This window comes from Pseudochrobactrum sp. Wa41.01b-1, from assembly GCF_019464455.1.
GTDB lineage: Bacteria > Pseudomonadota > Alphaproteobacteria > Rhizobiales > Rhizobiaceae > Pseudochrobactrum > Pseudochrobactrum saccharolyticum.
The window spans coordinates 1,745,874-1,766,810 of record NZ_CP080493.1 but is presented as its reverse complement, the minus strand read 5'-3'; the positions used below and the strand labels follow the sequence as shown (position 1 = coordinate 1,766,810).

Sequence of the window (20,937 nt, the reverse complement as noted above, 5' to 3'; positions counted from 1 at the left end):
TGCAATGTTGTGCAGTGATCCCCGTATTACAGGGATCACTCCTGTCTTGCTGAAAATCATTCTCTTAACGGCGGGCTAACAGAGCCAGCACCAGACCGATCCCGGCGACAAGCGCTGCGGTTGCCAAAGGATTTTCTTTGGCTGTTTCGGTCACGACCTGTGCCTGATGTCTGACTTCTCTTGCTGCAACGCGGCCGCGTTTACGGAGAGTCTCATAGGTTTCAGATGCATTTTCGCGGGCATCATCGTAAAATGCAGAACCTTGCTCGGAGAGTTTCTTGGTAACCGAAGCCAGTTCGCTTTTCAGTTCCGCAATCTGGTCTTCAAATGTCTTTTCTGCATCATTACGCAATTTGGAAGCCATAGTGATCTCCTTGTTGATGGACACAAACCGGAGACGGGTATCTTCCGGTTCAGAAAGCTTTTCAAAGAGATAACGATGCAGCGCGAAATAAGTTCCTGAATTTAATAAATTGCCTGTCTTCCCAGCCGGATAGGAGGAACTTAGTCCTGCTGCAAGCGGGTGGAGCAGGGGTCAATCACCACCCCGCCCTCAAAGCTGTTGGTCAGCATCCCGCTGACTTCCACATGATCTCCGGCTTTCAATGCACTATTGTCATATTCAAGACAGATGACTTGTAGTCTCTGGTTCGGGCAAAGCTCTGTTACGGCAATCGGATTGGCTTCATGCACAGCTTTGACTTTTGCCTGCAGGGTAATTTCCGGCCATTGTTCGGATATTTTGTCCCATTTGGCTGCAAGGGTGCCAATGGTCTTGCAACTGGTCACAACCGGTCCCTGATAATCACTCTCAGCTGTTTGCGTAAAACCGGTACTGCTGAACAGGAATAGCAGGCAAGGTGCTGCTAATAATTTCAATGAAAAATGCGGATCAAAAACAAGCATATAGCCGATAAGCCTTTCGGAGATGAAACAGACTTATCGGCAGCAATTACGGCACTTATGGGGTGAGTGTACGCAGATAGGCGATGAGCTGTTTTGCGCTTTCAATGGCGGCTGTTTCATCGCGGGAGACAATTGCGTCAATCATCTGCGTATGGGCAGTTGAAGAATCCTGCAGGCTGTTGTCACGGCGCAGGCGGAACCAGAAGCGGCGGCTGTGGCTTTGCAGAGGCGCGGCCAGACGTGTGGCGTAGCTGTTGAGTGAGGCGCTGCCAAGAACTTCATCAAACGCTTTATCGGCGTCCAGAAATAACGGGATATCCTGTGTCGTGGCGGCTTGCTTCATCATGACCGCAGCTTCGCGCAGTTTCTCATGCTCATAAGCACCGGAATAACGCGCCGCATCGCGGCAAAGAATTTGCTCGACACCTTCGCGGGCATCCAGAACCTTGGTGAAATCCTTAGGGTCAAGGGCCGTAATCGCAATACCCGAGCGCGGCCGCACTTCCATCAGGCCTTCCCATGCCAACCGCTGAATAGCTTCGCGCACCGGTGTTCTGCCCATGCCGGTGAGCTCGATCAGGACACGTTCATTGGTAACACTTCCCGGTTGCAGCTGCAGTGTAACAATATGGCGTTCGAGCAGCCGGTAAGCCTGATCCGAGAGGCTGAGTGCGGTTACTGTCTGCTGGTCGTCGGAATAGTCTGACTGCCCTGACATAAAGGCTTTATCCTTGTTCTTGATAGCAGTTCTGCTGCCGGCAGAATTTGCGGCAAGCTGTGCTCTGCTTTTAGTTTTTGCGAAGCCGATATCGCTGAAGCGCAATATGCAGGATGTATAAATTTCAATGATATTTTTCTGAGAGATACTACAAGAAGCTGGTTTTCTCAATATGAGTGCCGGTCGTCCTGGCTGGGCGATTGTTTATAAGTCTGCATTATCCCGTGCAGAATTTAATTGACGCGCATTCTGAATTTAGATATATCAGAAATATATCAATTGGGAGAATGATTATGTGGTCAGGTATTTTTCCGGCAGTCACAACAAAATTTACTGAAAATGATGCTCTGGATCATAAAGAGATGGAGCGTTGCTTCGGTCTGCAGATTGATGCGGGCATTGACGGTTTTGTTGTCGGCGGCTCACTGGGTGAAGGCCCGATGCTGTTGGGAGAGGAAAAGCTGGAAGTTTTCAAAACCGCCCGTGCGGTTGCCGGAAAACGTCCGGTGCTGATGACCGTTTTCGAGGCCGGTACACGTGAAGGTGCTGCAGCTGCCAAAGCTGCTGCGAAAGCCGGTGCAGACGGACTGATGGTTGTGCCAAGCCCGATCTATTTCACCAATCCTCAGGAAACTGTCACCACGCTGAAAGCCATGGCTGCTGCCGGTGGTCTGCCGGTGATGATCTATTCCAACCGCATGGCCTATCGTGTGGATGTGACCGGTGAATGCCTTGAGGAACTGGCGAAGGACGATCTGTTCGTTGCGATCAAGGAATCCTCGGATGATATCCGTCGCACAATCGATATCGTCAATCAGTTCGGCGATCGTTTTGATCTTTTCACCGGTGTAGATAATCTGGCTTTTGAAGCACTGACAACCGGTGCAATCGGCTGGGTTGCCGGTGTTGTGACTTCGCTGCCGCGTGAAACGGTGGTTCTGTATCAGCTTATCAAACAGAAGCGTTATGATGAAGCGCTGCCGCTTTATCGCTGGATGCGTCCGCTGCTTGATCTCGATGTTTCAACCTATCTGGTGCAGAATCTCAAGCTGATTGAAGTTCATGCTATTCAGTCGAATGACCGTGTTCGTCTGCCGCGCCAGCCGCTGAGCGGAGAGCGCCGTGCACAGGTTGAAAAGATTGTAAAACAGGCTCTGGCGACACGGCCTGAACTGCCAAAAATCTGACAATCTGAACCCCGGTTAATTCAAAAATAATCGGGGTTTTTTCATAGCAAGAATGTATTTTACGGCGTAAGGTCTGCACCAGCTGAAATAACAATAAGTGTAGCAGGCAGGAGGGCACATGGCGTCGGTCAATAGCGTCAATGTGGATGGGAAGCAGAATAATTCTGAAATTATTATAATCGGGGCAGGTATTGTCGGTATCGCTGCAGCAGCTGTGCTGAGCGAGGCGGGGCATTCTGTGCTGGTTGTGGATCGCACCGGTATTTGTGAGGAGACAAGTTCCGGTAATGCGGCGGCACTGGCATTTTCTGAAGTCTTGCCACTCGCTTCCAAAGGTGTGATGAAAAAAGTGCCGGGCTGGCTGATGGATCCGCTGGGGCCCTTCGCTATTCGTCCGTCTTATTTGTTGAAATTGCTGCCATGGCTTTATCGCTTCTGGCGTGCCAGCAGCCCTTCGGCCTTGCGCAACAGTACCGTCGTGCAAGGGCAGATGATGCAGCTTGCCGAGCGCGAAATGCTGGCATTGGCGGAACGTGCCGGTGTGACGGACATGATCCATCATGAAGGCAATCTTGAGCTTTATGAAAGTGAAGCTGAACTGCAGGCGGCTATGCCGGGCTGGGAAGCCAAAAAACAGGCGGGCATTGATTATAGTGTGGTGCGCGGCGCTGAACTGGCAGCCTTGCAACCGGGATTATCACCGCGTTTTGTGGTTGGCTGTTTTGTTCCGAAATGGAAGAATGTCTCCGATCCGAAACTTTATGGTAAAGCTCTGTGGGCTTATGCAGAGAAACTCGGCAGTCGCTATCAGCAGGGTATTGTTACCAAAATCGCGCATATGCAGGGCGGAGCTGAAGTCACGCTGGCTGACGGCAGTAAGCTGCAGTGCAAAAAACTCATTGTTGCCGCAGGGGCTTGGTCACATCATCTGAGTGCCCAGCTGGGCGATGCGGTGCCGCTGGAAACAGAACGCGGATATAATACGACGCTGCCGGTCGGAGCTTATGACATCCGCCGTCAGCTGACATTCCCCGGTCATGCTTTTGTGATTACGCCGCTGACAACGGGCGTGCGCGTGGGCGGTGCGGTCGAACTCGGCGGGCTGACATTGCCGCCGAATTATGCGCGTTCAGAAGCTATGCTGAAAAAAGCAAAACAGTTCCTGCCGCAGATGAATATTGAGGGCGGACGGCAATGGATGGGCTATCGTCCTTCAACGCCGGATACGCTGCCGGTCATCGGTTATTCATCGGCTTCCAAAGATATTGTCTATGCTTTTGGCCATGGACATCTGGGGCTGACACAATCGGCGGCAACAGCACGGCTGGTAACGCAGCTGCTTAATCACGAAACAACCGCACTGCCTGTCAGTGCTTTCAGTCCGAAACGTTTTTGAGAAACATCATGGCAAAACATTCCTTCTTCTGTGTTGATGGTCATACCTGCGGCAATCCCGTCCGGCTTGTTGCCGGCGGGGGACCGAACCTGCATGGCTCAACCATGATGGAAAAGCGGGCGCATTTTCTGGCCGAATATGACTGGATCCGTACAGGGTTGATGTTTGAGCCGCGCGGTCATGACATGATGTCTGGCTCGATCCTGTATCCGCCGACACGGGAAGACTGCGATGTGGCAGTGTTGTTTATTGAAACATCGGGCTGCCTGCCGATGTGCGGACATGGCACGATCGGTACTGTAACCATGGCGATTGAGCAGGGGCTGATCACGCCGAAAGTACCGGGCAAAATCAATCTGGATACACCGGCCGGTAAAGTCGCGATCGAATATGAGCAGAACGGCCAGTATGTGGAGAGTGTGCGGCTGACAAATGTGCCGGCATTTCTCTATGCGGAAGGTCTGGAAGTGGAATGTCCTGATCTCGGCATGCTGAAAGTTGATGTCAGCTATGGCGGAAATTTCTATGCAATTGTTGAGGCGCAACAAAATTACACGGATCTTGCCGATTATTCGGTATTGGATCTGATCGGCTGGAGCCCGGTTTTACGTCAGCGACTCAATGAGTTGTATAAATTTCAGCATCCGGAACTGGCTGATATCAACCGTCTCAGCCATATTTTGTGGACAGGAAAACCGACGAAACCGGAAGCTCATGCACGAAATGCCGTGTTTTACGGGGAAAAAGCGATTGATCGTTCACCATGCGGCACCGGTACTTCGGCGCGTATGGCGCAATTGGCGGCACGCGGAGAGCTGAAGGCAGGCGATGATTTTGTTCACGAATCCGTGATTGGATCACTGTTCCACGGACGTGTGGAGGCAGAGGTGCAAGTTGCTGATAAGAAAGCGATAATTCCGTCAGTTGCCGGCTGGGCGCGCATGACCGGATATAACACGATTTTTATTGATGACCGCGACCCGTTCGCGCACGGATTTGTAGTTCGTTAAAGACGTCGCAAACGGAACATTGTTCAATCTTTGAAACAATGCAGAAGGGCGATTGACCGGCAATAAATTATGAGTAATCTTAAATTTCAGGAGCAGGGCAGGGGGAATATAATACTATATTACTAGTCGTTATTTCTATAGTTTCTGTGTATGCGAGCTATCCGGTTTGGTGCATGTTCAGCCAAAGGCAGGGGGAAACTTGTCTGACTACGCAGAAACTATCGGGGGAGAATTTTGCCTGAAATGCTGAAATGAATAATGCCGGTCTGTCCCTCGGGGCATGCGGCGGATCTATAAATGCTGGGCGGTACCAAGGCAGATTTTGCCTGCCGGATTGTGCAGTAGGAGTAAACGATCTGAAATATAAGGGAAGAGCCTGTTAAAGGTGACAATAATTCAGATCATAAAAGGGTGACTTTGCAATGGAATATTTTATCCAGCAAGTGATCAACGGGCTCACGCTCGGATCGATCTATGGATTGATCGCCATCGGCTATACCATGGTTTATGGTATTATCGGCATGATCAATTTTTCTCACGGTGATGTTTTTATGCTCGGCGCCTTTATGGCGCTTATTGTTTTTTTATTGCTGACAACATTTGTTGGTGCAGTACCTGTCGTACTTGCAATCCTGCTGATGATGATTGTCGCTATGATCCTGACCAGTATGTGGAGTTGGACCATTGAGCGGGTCGCCTACCGGCCATTGCGCGGGTCTTTCCGGCTTGCACCGCTGATTACAGCAATTGGTATGTCCATTGCGCTGTCCAACTTCGTGCAGGTCACACAGGGTCCGCGTAACAAGCCGATCCCTTCGCTGATTAATGACTCTTATTCATTATTCGGTACCAGTGTTATCATCTCGCTGAAACAGATCGTTATCATTGCAGTTACCATCGTTCTGCTCACAATCTTCTGGTATATTGTTAACCGTACATCCTTGGGGCGCGCCCAGCGTGCCTGCGAACAGGATCGTAAAATGGCATCACTGCTCGGTATCAATGTTGACCGCACGATTTCTCTGACCTTCGTTATGGGCGCCGCACTGGCCGCCGTGGCCGGTACGCTTTATCTCACATTCTACGGGGTTATCTCGTTTACAGACGGCTTTATTCCGGGTGTGAAAGCGTTCACCGCAGCGGTTCTCGGTGGCATCGGCTCGCTTCCGGGCGCTGTGATCGGTGGCTTGCTGATCGGTCTGATCGAGGCGCTCTGGTCTGCCTATTTCTCGATTGATTATAAAGATGTTGCTGCGTTCTCGATCCTTGCGATTGTGCTGATCTTTATGCCTTCCGGCATTCTCGGCCGTCCAGAAGTTGAAAAGGTGTAACATGACCAATGCTTTTCAAACTTCTCCGGCGGGTGCACCGAAGGCTGAACCGTCAGATTTTGCAGCCGGTATCCGCGAAGGTATCATTGCAGCCATTCTGGCATTCGGCCTGTTCGTACTGATCGTCGGTTTCAAAACCGAACAGAATATCAATAATGAGCTGGTGCTGGTTCAGCGCTGGGGGCTGTTGTTTACCCTTGTAGCTCTGGCAGGTATCGGCCGTTTTCTGCACCGTGCTTTTCTTGTGCCATATATGGCAAAGCGCGGGAAATCCGAAAAACAGGTTGTTGCCAGCGGTGATGTTTCGTTTTTCCGTAAGAATTTTTCGAAACTGGCAATTCTGTTCCTGTTTATCTATCCGGTGCTGATTGTTCTGACACTCGGTTTTCAGGGCTCCCTGAAATGGGTGGATAATTTCGGCGTACAGATCCTCATCTATATCATGCTGGCATGGGGGCTGAATATCGTTGTCGGTCTCGCCGGTCTGTTGGATCTGGGTTATGTGGCCTTCTATGCGGTTGGTGCTTATTCCTACGCATTGCTGTCCTCCTATTTCGGACTGTCTTTCTGGACGCTGCTGCCGGTTGCCGGTATTCTCGCAGCCTTCTGGGGCATTATTCTCGGCTTCCCTGTGCTACGTCTGCGGGGGGACTATCTTGCGATCGTGACGCTGGCTTTCGGTGAAATCATCAGACTTGTGCTAATAAACTGGACGGCGGTCACCAAAGGTACCTATGGTGTGTCGGGTATTGCCAAGGCCACTTTCTTCGGTATTCCGTTCAAAGCCGGTCCTGATGGTTTTGCTGCCACTTTCGGCCTGCAATTTTCCGCAGCCCATTATAAAATCTTCCTCTATTACGTCATTCTGCTGCTGGCGCTTTTGACCGCATGGGTCACAATCCGCCTGCGCCGTATGCCGATCGGCCGTGCATGGGAAGCACTGCGTGAGGACGAAATTGCCTGCCGTGCGCTGGGTATCAATACGACAACAACCAAGCTGACCGCCTTTGCAACCGGCGCGATGTTTGGCGGCTTTGCCGGTGCCTTCTTCGGCGCGCGTCAGGGCTTTGTCAGCCCGGAATCCTTCATCTTCCTCGAATCCGCGGTTATTCTTGCCATCGTGGTTCTTGGCGGTATGGGATCGCTGATTGGTATTGCGATTGCTGCAATCGTGATGATCGGCGGTACAGAAATCCTGCGCGAACTTTCATTCCTGAAAGCCGTTTTCGGCCAAAGCTTTACACCGGAACTCTATCGTATGCTGATTTTCGGTCTGGCTATGGTTGTGGTGATGGTCTGGAAACCGCGTGGTTTTGTCGGTCATCGTGAACCAAGCGCCTTCCTGAATGAGCGTAAGCTGGTGTCCGGTTCCTTTACCAAGGAAGGTCACGGTTGATGGCGGGGATAAATACTATGGCAAATTCTGAACTTGCTGAAAAAAGACAAAACGCCGATACCATTCTGAAAGTCGAGCATCTTTCCATGCGTTTCGGCGGTCTGGTGGCAATTAATGATCTGAGCTTTGAAGCCAAGCGCGGCGAGATCACTGCGGTGATCGGGCCGAATGGCGCGGGTAAAACCACTGTGTTTAACTGCCTCACCGGTTTCTACAAGCCGACCGGCGGAATGGTGACGATGCAGCATAAAAACGGCGATAAATTCCTGCTGGAACGGATGCCGGATTTTGTGATTACCAAAAAAGCTAAGGTTGCCCGTACTTTCCAGAATATCCGCCTGTTCACAGGTCTGACGGTTCTGGAAAATCTGCTGGTTGCCCAGCATAATCCGCTGATGGTGTCATCCGGCTTTACTTTTCTGGGGCTGCTCGGATTTCCCGGTTATAAAAAGGCAGCGAAAGACGCGGTCGAAAAAGCCCGTATTTGGCTTGAGAAGATCAATCTGATCCATCGTGCTGATGATCCGGCAGGTGATCTTCCTTATGGCGATCAACGCCGTCTGGAAATTGCCCGTGCTATGTGCACCGATCCGGAAATGCTGTGTCTTGATGAGCCGGCAGCCGGTCTGAACCCACGTGAATCTGCGGAGCTTAACAAGCTTTTGCTGGATATTCGTGCAGAGACAGGCACGTCCATTCTGCTGATCGAACATGATATGTCGGTGGTTATGGAAATTTCCGATCATGTGATCGTGCTTGAATATGGCACGAAAATCTCTGACGGCGCTCCGAGCTTTGTGCAGAATGACCCTAAAGTTATCGCCGCCTATCTTGGTGTTGATGATGATGAGGTAACTGATCTGATTGAAGGCTCCGGCGGTGAAGTCGGGGAAGTTGATCAGCTGGTCACGCAGCTTGCAGATGTTGATCCTGCGGATGAGGTTGCTGCACCGGAGCATCTGGCCGGTGGTCTGGATGCCCCGCGTGGCGGTATTGCCGATAATTTGACCCTGATTAAAGGGATCGGCAGTGTCAATGAGACCAAGCTCAATGCCCATGGCATCTATCATTTCGATCAGATTGCCGCGTGGACAGAAGCTGATATCAAACAGGCTGAGATGTATCTGAGCTTTGACGGCCGTATTGCCCGTGAAGACTGGGTAGGGCAGGCACGTCAGCTGGCCAGCGGCGGAAAAACGGAATTCTCATCCCGCGTGGAAGCCGGCAAAGTACCGTCCAGCCATGAGACATCCGAAGAGACAGATTCGACGAAGAAAACTGAGGGGGGTAAATGATGCAGGGTCAGAACCCGCTTCTGGTTATCGATAAGGTTGAAACCTATTACGGCAATATCTGCGCGCTGAAAGGTGTTGATGTCACGGTTAAATCCGGTGAAATCGTCACGCTGATCGGTGCAAACGGTGCCGGAAAATCAACTCTGATGATGACGATTTTCGGTACACCGCGTGCCCGCACCGGACGCATTCTTTTCGAGGGCAAAGATATTACTTCTATGCCGCCTCACGAGATTGCAAAACTGCGTATTGCGCAGTCTCCGGAAGGACGCCGTATTTTCCCGCGCATGAGCGTGATGGAAAATCTGCAAATGGGCGCCAGTCTCGATAATCAAAAATACTTTGATGAAGATGTGAAACTGATGTTTGATCTGTTTCCGCGTCTTAAAGAGCGTATCAATCAGCGCGGTGGTACTCTGTCGGGCGGTGAGCAGCAGATGCTGGCGATTGCCCGCGCATTGATGGCACGGCCAAAATTGCTGATGCTGGATGAGCCGTCACTTGGTCTGGCACCACTGATCGTCAAACAGATTTTTGAGGCGATTAAAGAGCTGAACCGCACCACCGGACTGACTGTGTTTCTGGTGGAGCAGAATGCTTTCGGTGCGCTGAAACTTGCCCATCGCGGTTATGTGATGGTCAATGGTGTGATTACTATGAGCGGCAGCGGGCAGGAGCTTCTGGCAAATCCGGAAGTCCGCGCAGCCTATCTGGAAGGCGGACGTCATTGATGGGAAAGCCGGACAAACAAATTGTCCGGCACTCTTCATAATGTTTAGCTTTAGGCGAATTAACGCAGTTTCTGACAAGCCGGGGCGCTAAAAATCAGCCTCACTTCCGGAAACTGCACCAGCCGGAAATTTCATTCAGAAATCCGGTGAATTGGGGAGAATTATTGATGCAAGGCATTCTCTATGAAGAGCCGTCATTCTGGCTGTTTTTGTTGATTACCTGCATTCTCGGCGGCTGGGCCGCATGGATGACAGGGCGGGCCTGCGCACAAACATGGCGCCCATATGCAATGTTTGTGCTCTATCTCCTGCCTTTGACAGCGATGGTTCGTTTTATTCATTTTGCAATGTTTGAAGGAACATTGCTGTCGCTGCATTACTATCTGGTCGATTTTGTTGTGTTGCTGGTGATTGGCACGCTTGGCTATCGTTTCACAAAGGTGAAGCAGATGGTGCGTCAATATAACTGGCTCTATGAACAGACTTCACCATTTTCCTATAAGTCGAAATAACAGGCGATTTAAAGGAACCAAGAAACAACATCCCTGAGCTGATTATTGAATTTGGGGGTGTTTGAAATTGCAATATTCCGCTTTGCGGGAACGAAGTGAGTATTGTGATACGCCGGTGTAACACTCCGGTATGAACTGCCCGGGAAACCGGTTTCTGCTTAATGATTGTAATAAAAATGACCGGCCGATCATCGGTATTGCACCGCAAAACTTTGATCTCCGTATTTAATAAAACAAGGAAACTGATCTGCGGCAGACGGTTTCCGGCATAATCATTGTAATGGGAGCAGTTAATATGAAAAAATCTTTATTCTACAGCGTAGCAGTGTCGGCTCTCGTGGCTTTCAGCGGCTCGGCTTTTGCGGATGTTCTGGTGGGTATCGGCGCACCGCTGACCGGACCGAACGCGGTTTACGGTCTCCAGATTCAAAAAGGAGCCGAGGCTGCAGCAGAGATCATCAATGCTGAAGGCGGTCTGAACGGAGAGAAAATCGTTTTCACCCTTGGTGATGACGTTTCCGATCCGAAACAGGGCATTTCGGTTGCCAACAAGTTTGCCGCTGACGGTGTTAAATTCGTTATCGGACACTTTAACTCCGGCGTAACAATTCCGGCTTCGGAAGTGTATCAGGAAAACGGCATTCTGGAGATTTCACCAGGTGCGACCAACCCTGTTTATACTGATCGCGGTATGTGGAACACATTCCGTACCTGCGGCCGTGATGACCAGCAGGGTATTGTTGCAGGTCAGTATATTGCTGAAAAGTTCAAAGACGCCAAAGTGGCTGTTGTTCACGACAAAACACCTTACGGACAGGGTCTGGCTGATGAAACCAAGAAAGCACTCAATGCAGCAGGTATGAAAGAAACCCTGTATGAAGGTGTGAATATTGGCGAGAAGGACTTCTCGGCACTGATCGCAAAAATGAAGCAGGAAGGCATTACCGTTATTTATTGGGGCGGTATGCACGCGGAAGCTGGTCTGATTATTCGTCAGCTCGGCGATCAGGGTCTGAAAGCGCAGTTCATTTCCGGTGACGGTATCGTCTCCAATGAGCTGGCTTCCATTGCCGGTAATGCGGTTGAAGGAACTCTGAATACTTTCGGTCCTGATCCGCGCAACAATCCGGCCAATGCTGATCTGGTGAAGAAGTTCCGCGATGCCGGTTTCGAGCCTGAAGCTTATACACTTTACTCCTATGCCGCGATGCAGTCGCTGGCCGGTGCAGCGAAAGCTGCAGGCAGCAATGATCCGGAAACAGTTGCGAAAGCACTGAAGTCCGGCACATTCAAGACTGTGCTCGGAGATATCTCTTTCGATGAGAAAGGCGATCCGAAGCTGCCGGGCTATGTCATGTATAAGTGGGAAAAAGGCGCTGACGGTAAGTTCACTTACATTCAGCAGTAAACCTGTCTTTGAAAATCAGCGGGGCCGGCTCAGTCCGGCCCCGTTCGATTGAAGGCTGTATTGCAGACAGCGGAGACAGTTTTTTGTTTCAGAACAGTTCCGTGTGAAACCGGTTTTCATAGAGGAGCTGTCGAAAGAAATTCTGCCGGATGTCTCATTCCGACAGAAAAATGCCGGTGTTCCGGCGACCTCAGAACCTGCTTTTTGTCAGTTTTTGAGCATATTCACGGGAGTAGGAAATATGAAGAAGTCTCTGTTCTGCGGTGTTGCACTATCTGCAATGCTGGCCTTTAGCGGTTCATCATGGGCCGATATTCTGGTCGGTGTTGGTGCACCTCTGACGGGCGGTGGTGCCGCATATGGCGCACAGATTAAAAACGGTGTGGAAGCAGCTGTTGAAGTTGTGAATGCAGAAGGCGGTCTGAACGGCGAAAAGATCGTTCTTGTTTATGGCGATGATGTTTCTGATCCCAAGCAGGGCATGTCCGTTGCCAATAAATTTGCTGCCGATGGTGTGCAATTTGTCATCGGTCACTTTAATTCGGGTGTAAGCATTCCGGCTTCGGAAGTTTATGCCGAAAACGGTATTCTTGCGATTGCACCGGGCACCACCAATCCGGTTTATACCGATCGTGGTCTCTGGAATACATTCCGTACCTGCCGCCGCGATGACAATCAGGGTATCGCTGCCGCCAAATATATCGTCGATAATTTCAAAGACGGTAAAATCGCAATTGTTCATGACAAAACCCCTTATGGTCAGGGACTTGCGGACGCCACCAAGAACGCGATGAATGAACTGGGTCTGAAAGAGACAGTTTATGAAGGCGTGAATGTCGGTGAAAAAGATTATTCCGCGCTGATCGCCAAGCTGAAGCGTGACGGCGTTACGGTTATTTACTGGGGTGGTCTGCATCCGGAAGCCGGTCTGATTATCCGTCAGATGGGCGATCAGGATCTGAAGGCGCAGTTCATTTCCGGTGACGGTATTGTTTCCAACGAACTGGCTTCGATTGCCGGTGATGCGGTTGCCGGTGTGCTGAATACTTTCGGCCCTGATCCGCGTGAAGATCCGGCCAATGCCGAGCTGATTAAAAAATTCCGCGATGCCGGATTTGAGCCGGAAGCCTATACTTTCTATTCCTATGCGGCAGTGCAGTCTCTGGCTGCGGCGGCAAAGGCTGCCGGTACCAATGATCCTATGACTGTTGCGACAGCCATGAAGGAAAAAGGTCCGTTCAAGACAGTTCTCGGCGAAATTTCCTATGATGAAAAGGGCGATCCGAATCTTTCGCCTTATGTCATGTTTGAATGGCGCAAAGGCGACGACGGAAAATATAATTACTTCCAGAAAAAATAATTCCTGAAATCAGGGAATTATTGCAGAATTAGAATAGTATTCTCTTTCTCGAAAAGAGGTCTAATACTTTGGAATAATTGGCTCAGCAATGCCCGGCACTTGTGTCGGGCATTGTTATTTTAAGACGTATTTTCGCTGTTCTTTCACAAAAAAAACGATCAGTATGCAGACGGAATTTTGCCGGTCACGGGAACGACCGGCATGTGTCAGAATAGAGCATAATTCCTTAAACTTGGATCAGTTTAAGGTGAAATTATGCTCTAATTTTAAAGTGTTAGAGCGACCTTTGTGTGCCAAGTCTGGCACACGGCGCTCTAGTTTTGCAGTGAGGGAGACCTGCTTTGCCTATCCATAAAATTCTTGTCGCAAACCGCTCTGAAATTGCTATCCGCGTATTCCGCGCTGCAAATGAGCTTGGCATGAAAACCGTGGCGATCTGGGCAGAGGAAGATAAACTTGCGTTGCATCGCTTCAAAGCGGATGAGAGTTATCAGGTCGGGCGCGGTCCGCATCTGCAGCGTGATCTGGGGCCGATTGAAAGTTATCTCTCAATCGAGGAAGTAATCCGCGTTGCCAAGCTCTCCGGTGCTGATGCCATTCATCCGGGCTATGGTTTGCTGTCGGAAAGTCCTGAATTTGCCGATGCCTGCGCTGAGAACGGCATTATTTTCATTGGTCCGAAAGGCGATACGATGCGCCGTCTCGGCAATAAAGTGGCGGCACGCAATCTGGCTGTTGAGGTCGGTGTGCCGGTGGTTCCTGCCAGCGATCCACTGCCGGAGGATATGGATGAGGTGCGCAAGATTGCCGACAGCATCGGCTATCCGCTGATGCTCAAAGCCTCATGGGGTGGTGGCGGGCGCGGTATGCGTGCCATTCGTGAGGTCAAAGATCTGGCGCGTGAGGTCACGGAAGCCAAGCGCGAGGCCAAAGCCGCTTTTGGTAAGGATGAAGTCTATCTCGAAAAACTCATTGAACATGCGCGCCATGTGGAAGTGCAAATCCTCGGCGATACCCATGGCAATGCTGTGCATCTGTTTGAACGTGATTGTTCCGTGCAGCGGCGTAATCAGAAAGTGGTGGAACGTGCACCGGCGCCTTACCTCAATGATGGGCAGCGTCAGGAACTGGCCGATTATGCGCTGAAAATTGCCCGTGCCACCAATTATATCGGGGCGGGTACGGTTGAGTTCCTGATGGATGTGACTTCCGGTAAGTTCTATTTCATCGAGGTCAATCCGCGCATTCAGGTGGAGCACACGGTGACGGAAGAAGTCACCGGCATTGATATTGTTAAGGCGCAAATCCGTATTCTGGAAGGCGCGACTATCGGCTCGCCGGAATCCGGTGTGCCGGAGCAGAGCAAGATTGTTCTGCGCGGTCATGCATTGCAATGCCGCATCACGACGGAAGATCCGGAGCAGAATTTTATTCCGGATTACGGGCGGATTACTGCATATCGCGGAGCGACCGGTTTCGGCATTCGTCTGGACGGCGGTACCGCCTATTCCGGCGCTTTCATCACCCGTTATTATGATCCGTTGCTGGAGAAAGTGACGGCATGGGCATCGACACCGGAAGAAGTGATCCTGCGTATGCATCGCGCGCTGCGGGAGTTTCGTATCCGTGGCGTATCGACCAATCTGACCTTTCTCGAAGCGATTATTACGCATCCGAAATTCCGCAGTAATGAATATACCACGCGGTTTATTGATACGACGCCGGAACTGTTCGAGCATGTGAAGCGGCAGGATCGTGCGACCAAACTTCTGACCTATATTGCCGATGTGACGGTCAATGGTCATCCGGAAACCAAAGGCCGTGCCTTGCCGGATATGAATGCGGCCGCTCCGAAAGTGCCTTATGTGCCGGATGGAGAAATTCAGAGCGGTACCCGCCAGAAACTGGCAGAGTTGGGTCCGCAGAAATTTGCGCAGTGGATGCGTGAGCAAAAGCGGGTGCTGGTAACCGATACGACCATGCGGGACGGGCATCAGTCGCTGCTGGCCACACGTATGCGTACCTATGATATTGCGCAGATTGCGGAAACCTATGCGCGTTTGTTGCCGAACCTGTTCTCACTGGAATGCTGGGGCGGCGCGACTTTCGATGTGGCAATGCGCTTTCTGACGGAAGATCCGTGGGAGCGGCTGAGCAAAGTGCGTGATGGCGCACCGAACCTGCTGCTGCAAATGCTGCTGCGCGGTGCCAATGGCGTGGGCTATAAGAGCTATCCCGATAATGTGGTGACGCAATTTGTACGTGAAGCGGCACGCGGCGGCATTGATCTGTTTCGCGTGTTTGACAGTCTCAACTGGGTTGAGAATATGCGCGTGTCGATGGATGCTGTGCTGGAAGAGGGCAAGCTCTGCGAGGCGGCGATCTGTTATACCAGCGATCTGATGAATGCGGCACGCCCGCAATATGATCTCAATTATTATCTGAAACTGGCGCGTGAGGTTGAGAAGGCCGGAGCGCATATCATAGCCATTAAAGACATGGCGGGGCTGCTGAAGCCACAATCGGCACGCAAACTCTTCACTGCCTTGCGGCAGGAAACTGATCTGCCGATCCATTTCCATACCCATGATACGTCCGGCATTGCAGCAGCAACGGTACTGGCGGCTGTGGAGAGCGGTGTGGATGTTGTAGATGCGGCGATGGATGCATTGTCGGGTAATACTTCGCAGCCATGCCTCGGCTCGATTGTCGAAGCACTCGCAGGCAGTGAGCGTGATCCGCAGCTTGATCCGGCTTCGATCCGCCGGATTTCCTTCTATTGGGAGGCGGCTCGCAATCAATATGCAGCGTTTGAGAGCGATCTGAAAGGCCCTGCCTCGGAAGTTTACCTGCATGAAATGCCGGGCGGGCAATTCACCAATCTGAAGGAGCAGGCGCGTTCATTGGGACTGGAGAGCCGCTGGCATGAGGTGGCGCAGGCCTATGCCGATGTGAACCTGATGTTCGGCGATATTGTTAAAGTTACGCCGTCTTCCAAAGTGGTCGGCGATATGGCGCTGATGATGGTCAGTCAGGAATTGACAACGACTGATGTGACCAATCCGGCCAAGGATATTGCCTTCCCGGATTCCGTGGTGTCGATGATGCGCGGCGATCTTGGCCAACCGCCAGCAGGATGGCCGAAGGATTTGCAGGCCAAAGTGCTGAAGGGTGAGAAGCCGTTTACAGAGCGGCCGGGTGCGTTGCTGCAACCGGCTGATCTGGAAGCAGAGCGCAAAGAGATTGAAACCAAGCTGGAGCGCAAAATCAGCGATCAGGAATTTGCGTCCTATCTGATGTATCCGAAAGTCTTCACCGATTTTGCCGGTGCGCAGACCCTTTACGGGCCGACAAGTGTACTGCCGACGCCGGTCTATTTTTACGGGCTGGCGCAGGAACAGGAAGTCTTTGTTGAGATCGAGCGCGGCAAGACACTGGTTATCCGCAATCAGGCTGTGGGAGATGTTGACGATCAGGGCATGGTCACTGTGTTCTTTGAGCTGAACGGTCAGCCGCGCCGTATCAAAGTGCCGGATCGCACACGCGGTGCTGCCAAAGGTGCCCGCCGTAAAGCCGAGCTGAACAATGAGACCCATATCGGTGCGCCGATGCCCGGTATTGTTTCGACAGTGGCGGTGGCCAGCGGACAGAGTGTGAAGGCCGGAGATGTCTTGCTGTCGATTGAGGCGATGAAGATGGAAACCGCCCTTCATGCCGAGCGGGACGGTGTGCTGGCAGAAGTGCTGGTACGCGCCGGTGATCAGATTGATGCCAAGGATCTGCTGATTATTTACGCATAAAATTCAGACCGGCAGAGTGTAGTTGCTCTGCCGGTTAATCCTGTTCGCTGAAACTAATCAGACGCGCCAGTTCCACGGCATTACGCGCGCCCATTTTCTCCATAATATGGGCGCGATGCACTTCAACAGTGCGGATGGTGATATCCAGCCTGTCGGCAATCTGCTTATTGAGCAGCCCCTCCAATATCATCGACAGGACTTCATTCTCGCGCGGGGAAAGCTGGGTGCGTTTGCGCCGCAATTCATCGCGCTGACGGTCGGAGGCGGCACGCTCTTTTGCTTTGTGCAGGGCAGCCAGAACCCTGTCGACCAGATTATTATCATTGAAGGGCTTTTCGAGAAAATCCGCAGCCCCCTGTTTCAGACATTCCACTGCGAGCGGAATATCACCATGTCCTGTCAGAAAAATCACTGGCTGACGGGCATGAAGCTTGATGAGCTTGTCGAAAACCTCAAGACCGGACATGCCGTCCATTCGCATATCCAGCAGAATACAGCCCTGAAGATCCGGCGACCAGTTTTGCAGAAAAGCCTCGCCGGACGGCCATGTGACAACGCCCACACCACGGGAGCGAAACAGCCATGACAGGCTGTCGCGAATGGCTTCATCATCATCAACAATATGAACGGTCATTGCGTGATTTCCTGCGTGCTTAGCGGTAAAGAAAGACAGAAGCTGGCACCTTGCCTGTCAGGTGTTGCCTGCAACCATAAGCGGCCTTTGTGCGATTCCAGAATGGAACGGCAGATCGGCAGCCCCATACCCATGCCTTCCGATTTTGAGGAGATAAAAGGCGTGAAAATCTCGTTTTCCATGCCTTCCGGAATACCGTGCCCGTGATCGGTGATGGTGATAATGGCTTCATTTTCATCACTCTCAAGGCTGATATGTAATTTCTGCCGGTTACGCGGCAGGCCTACGGCTGCCTCGCGGGCATTGCGGATCAGGTTCAGCAGGACCTGCTGGATCAGCACCGCATCAGCCCGCACGGCTACCGGCGCATCGGGCAGGCGCATGTCGATATGACCGCCACCCTTGATAATATCACTGCTGACAAAACTGGCAGCATCCTGCAAAATTTTGCGCAGGTCATGCTGCTCCGGCGTTACGGAGCGCTTGCGCACAAAATCATGCACACGGTGGACAATTGTACCGGCACGCTGTGCCTGATCGGAGAGTTTTTGCAGGGCTCCGGTCAGATCAACCGGCTGCACCGTGCCTGATTGCAGCAGATTGAGACTACCGGTGGCATAGCTGGTAATGGCGGCCAAAGGCTGGTTCAACTCATGTGCCAGTGTGGAGGCCATTTCTCCCATCGTAATCAGGCGGGCATTATGCTGAAGTTTTTCAGCTTCGGTCTGGCGGGCCTCTTCCAGTTTCTTTTTCTCGGTCACATCAACAAGCGAACCCATCCAGCCGATATGGGTGCCATCCGCATCAATCAGCGGGGCTTCATAGACCTGAATATCAATCAGCTTGCCATCAGGCCGGATGAAACGTGTTTCAAATTCACGCGGGGCAATGCCGGTACTGCGCATATCATTCTGGCGCTGGATGCCTTCCGACATGATTTCCGGTGCCCAATAGGGATGCGGCGGCATCATGCCGATCAGCTGCTTTTCTTCATAACCGACCATGCGGCAGAATTCCGGATTCACATAGATGATGCGTCCGTCGCGGTCGCGGGCACGCATGCCGATGGTCAGGGAATTTTCCATCGCCTGCCGGAATGCATATTCTGTGCGCAAAGCGTGTTCAGCTGCGGCTCTGCGCCGGTTCTGGCGATAGGCCATCCAGAGATTGATAATCACCAGAATGGTCAGGCCGATAATGGCGGCGGAAATGACAATCGGGCCTATAGCGGCACGGCTCTGATAGGGCGTGACAGTGATATAGGTGCCGGTCAGTGGCGGGTCGAAAGAAATCGTGTGACGCGCCTGATCATTGGTCGGCATGATGCTGGATTTTGAGATCAGGGGATCGCCGCCGGAATCTGTGAGCGAGACCTGATATTTTCCCGCAACCCACCAGGGCACATTGCGCGACAGCAATCTGTCCAGTGAGATGATGACCCAGATTGTACCTGCGGAACGGTTATTATTATAAACCGGCGCAACCATATCGACCACCCAGCCTTCACTCGTATGGCGGGGAGAAGAATAGACCGGTTTGCCGAAAAGGCGACTGTGTTCGGCCAGTGCCGGTTTATAGTCGGCGATAACATTGAGACCGGGCGGTGCGCTTTCCAGCAATTGGCCGTCCGGCATGAACCAGCTGATATCGATGAATTCCGAATGGATGGAAACCAGATGCTGAGCCTTGGTTCTGATCGTGTCTTTCTGCTGCGGATCGCGTTCGATATCTGCTCCGAGATCGCGTAATTCTGTCTCAAAGGTTTGCAGCTGAAAACGCAGATATTGCTCAACCCAAAGCGCATCAGTTGTAAGTTTTTTCTCTGTTTCTGACTGGTTATCACGCGAGGTCATCCAAATCAGCGCAACGATCAGGGTCACAATCAGCAGGATCGCGAGCAGGGGAATAGCCAGCGTATAATCACGCACAGATGCGCGGAAGCCGGAGAGACTCTGGCTGTTGTCTTGCGGATTTGCTGCTGTATGACGAAATTTCATGCGCTCGTCTGAATATCCTCACTATGCTTTATAAGCATAACCTCTTGTCTGCACGAAGTTATGCCTGTGGTAAACCACAATAGAAATACTGTGGTATTCCACAATAGAATTGAGGCTCTACTCCTTTTAAGGATTTTATCTGATTTTTACTCCGTTTGGAGTCCGTGCCGGTTTATCCGCCGGAATGTTTTACTGACAGATGCAGGCTTGGGAGGGCCTCTCAATGAAATTTCTTACAACTGCCGGTCTTGCTGCAATTCTCGCTTTTGGTGTGAGCACAACTGCGCTTGCGCAGGCAATTACCATTAAATTCAGCCATGTTGTGGCACCTGATACACCAAAGGGCAAAGCCGCCGAGAAGTTCAAGGAACTCGCTGAATCCTACACAGAAGGCAAAGTGAAGGTCGAGGTCTATCCGAACTCGCAGCTTTACAAGGATAAAGAAGAGTTGGAAGCCCTGCAGCTTGGCGCTGTGCAGATGCTGGCACCGTCTCTGGCAAAATTCGGCCCGCTCGGCGTGCGTGAATTTGAAGTTTTCGATCTGCCGTTCATTATGAAAGACTATAATGATCTGCGCAAAATCACCGATGGTCCGGTTGGCCGTGCGCTGCTCGACAAGCTGGATGCCAAGGGCATCAAAGGTCTGGCCTATTGGGATAACGGCTTCAAAGTGATGTCGGCAAACAGCCAGCTGCATGTGCCGGATGATTTCCTTGGTCTGAAAATGCGTATTCAGTCTTCCAAAATTCTGGAAGCACAGATGAAGGCGCTGGGTGCCGTGCCGCAGGTTCTGGCTTTCTCCGAAGTCTATCAGGCTTTGCAGACCGGCGTTGTGGACGGTACGGAAAACCCGCCGTCCAATATGTATACCCAGAAAATGCATGAAGTGCAGAAACATGCCACGGTCTCAAACCACGGCTATCTGGGCTATGCGGTGATCGTCAATAAGGCGTTCTGGGAAGGCCTGCCGGAAGATGTGCGCACCCAGCTTGATAAAGCCATGGCTGAATCAACTGCCTTTGCCAACGAAATCGCTCAGAAAGAAAATGACGATTCTCTGGCGGCAATGAAGGCGGCCGGTACGACCACATTCTACGAACTGACACCGGAAGAGCGTGAAGAATGGGTTGCAGCGCTCAAGCCTGTGCATACTGAAATGGCTGACCGCGTAGGCGCAGACCTGATTAAGCAGGTTTATGAAGCCGTCGGTATGAAAGAGTAATCCTCTCAAGCCCCGCTGCCGGAGTTTCTCCGAT

General features: G+C 51.7%; 17 protein-coding genes. 12 read left to right on the top strand and 5 right to left on the bottom strand.

Translation table 11 applies throughout. The annotated features are described in order from the left end of the window. Positions 1-64: 64 nt before the first annotated feature. The 3 genes from K1X45_RS08270 to K1X45_RS08260 form a co-directional block, all read right to left on the bottom strand. The gene (locus K1X45_RS08270) at positions 65-364 is read right to left on the bottom strand and encodes a YqjD family protein (protein ID WP_116089090.1); all 300 of its coding nucleotides are present in this window, start codon (positions 362-364) and stop codon (positions 65-67) included. A 140-nt stretch (positions 365-504) separates the two neighbouring features. Beyond that, complete coding sequence (locus tag K1X45_RS08265) at positions 505-879, bottom strand: hypothetical protein (protein ID WP_220158542.1); 375 nt, start codon at positions 877-879, stop codon at positions 505-507. 82 nt (positions 880-961) lie between these two features. Then, complete coding sequence (locus K1X45_RS08260; RefSeq protein ID WP_220158541.1) at positions 962-1,624, bottom strand: GntR family transcriptional regulator; 663 nt, start codon at positions 1,622-1,624, stop codon at positions 962-964. A 293-nt stretch (positions 1,625-1,917) separates the two neighbouring features. Here K1X45_RS08260 and K1X45_RS08255 point away from each other — a divergent pair, with 293 nt between their 5' ends. The 11 genes from K1X45_RS08255 (at position 1,918) to pyc (ending at position 17,050) form a co-directional block, all read left to right on the top strand. Then, on the top strand, positions 1,918-2,811 hold the full coding sequence (locus tag K1X45_RS08255) for a dihydrodipicolinate synthase family protein (protein WP_220158540.1): 894 nt from the start codon (positions 1,918-1,920) through the stop codon (positions 2,809-2,811). 118 nt (positions 2,812-2,929) lie between these two features. Beyond that, complete coding sequence (locus tag K1X45_RS08250; RefSeq protein ID WP_220158539.1) at positions 2,930-4,207, top strand: FAD-binding oxidoreductase; 1,278 nt, start codon at positions 2,930-2,932, stop codon at positions 4,205-4,207. An 8-nt stretch (positions 4,208-4,215) separates the two neighbouring features. Continuing rightward, positions 4,216-5,217: a 4-hydroxyproline epimerase gene (locus tag K1X45_RS08245; protein ID WP_075657259.1), complete on the top strand. Its 1,002-nt coding sequence runs from the start codon at positions 4,216-4,218 to the stop codon at positions 5,215-5,217. Positions 5,218-5,639: 422 nt separating this feature from the next. Then, entirely contained in the window at positions 5,640-6,548 is a 909-nt protein-coding gene (locus K1X45_RS08240; protein ID WP_022709905.1) for a branched-chain amino acid ABC transporter permease, read from the top strand. 1 nt (position 6,549) lies between these two features. Then, positions 6,550-7,944: a high-affinity branched-chain amino acid ABC transporter permease LivM gene (gene livM / locus K1X45_RS08235; RefSeq protein ID WP_022709906.1), complete on the top strand. Its 1,395-nt coding sequence runs from the start codon at positions 6,550-6,552 to the stop codon at positions 7,942-7,944. A gap of 17 nt (positions 7,945-7,961) precedes the next feature. Beyond that, entirely contained in the window at positions 7,962-9,239 is a 1,278-nt protein-coding gene (locus tag K1X45_RS08230) for an ATP-binding cassette domain-containing protein (RefSeq protein ID WP_220158538.1), read from the top strand. Next, a complete protein-coding gene (locus K1X45_RS08225) occupies positions 9,239-9,970 on the top strand; it encodes an ABC transporter ATP-binding protein (RefSeq protein ID WP_220160430.1) in 732 nt (243 codons plus the stop codon). Before K1X45_RS08230 ends, K1X45_RS08225 begins: the two co-directional genes overlap by 1 nt. Positions 9,971-10,137: 167 nt before the next feature. Beyond that, positions 10,138-10,482, top strand: a complete 345-nt coding sequence (locus K1X45_RS08220; protein ID WP_022709909.1) for a DUF6867 family protein — start codon at positions 10,138-10,140, stop codon at positions 10,480-10,482. A gap of 295 nt (positions 10,483-10,777) precedes the next feature. After that, a complete protein-coding gene (locus K1X45_RS08215; protein ID WP_121994222.1) occupies positions 10,778-11,890 on the top strand; it encodes a branched-chain amino acid ABC transporter substrate-binding protein in 1,113 nt (370 codons plus the stop codon). Between the two features lie 241 nt (positions 11,891-12,131). Next, entirely contained in the window at positions 12,132-13,250 is a 1,119-nt protein-coding gene (locus K1X45_RS08210) for a branched-chain amino acid ABC transporter substrate-binding protein (protein WP_028233389.1), read from the top strand. Positions 13,251-13,591: 341 nt separating this feature from the next. Then, on the top strand, positions 13,592-17,050 hold the full coding sequence (gene pyc, locus K1X45_RS08205; protein ID WP_220158537.1) for a pyruvate carboxylase: 3,459 nt from the start codon (positions 13,592-13,594) through the stop codon (positions 17,048-17,050). Between the two features lie 34 nt (positions 17,051-17,084). Here pyc and K1X45_RS08200 read toward each other — a convergent pair whose 3' ends face one another. Both K1X45_RS08200 and K1X45_RS08195 read right to left on the bottom strand, forming a co-directional pair. After that, a complete protein-coding gene (locus K1X45_RS08200; RefSeq protein WP_220158536.1) occupies positions 17,085-17,684 on the bottom strand; it encodes a response regulator transcription factor in 600 nt (199 codons plus the stop codon). After that, entirely contained in the window at positions 17,681-19,681 is a 2,001-nt protein-coding gene (locus K1X45_RS08195) for a PAS domain-containing sensor histidine kinase (protein WP_220158535.1), read from the bottom strand. Before K1X45_RS08195 ends, K1X45_RS08200 begins: the two co-directional genes overlap by 4 nt. Before the next feature lie 223 nt (positions 19,682-19,904). Here K1X45_RS08195 and K1X45_RS08190 point away from each other — a divergent pair, with 223 nt between their 5' ends. Next, positions 19,905-20,903: a TRAP transporter substrate-binding protein gene (locus K1X45_RS08190; RefSeq protein ID WP_028233390.1), complete on the top strand. Its 999-nt coding sequence runs from the start codon at positions 19,905-19,907 to the stop codon at positions 20,901-20,903. Positions 20,904-20,937 lie beyond the last annotated feature (34 nt).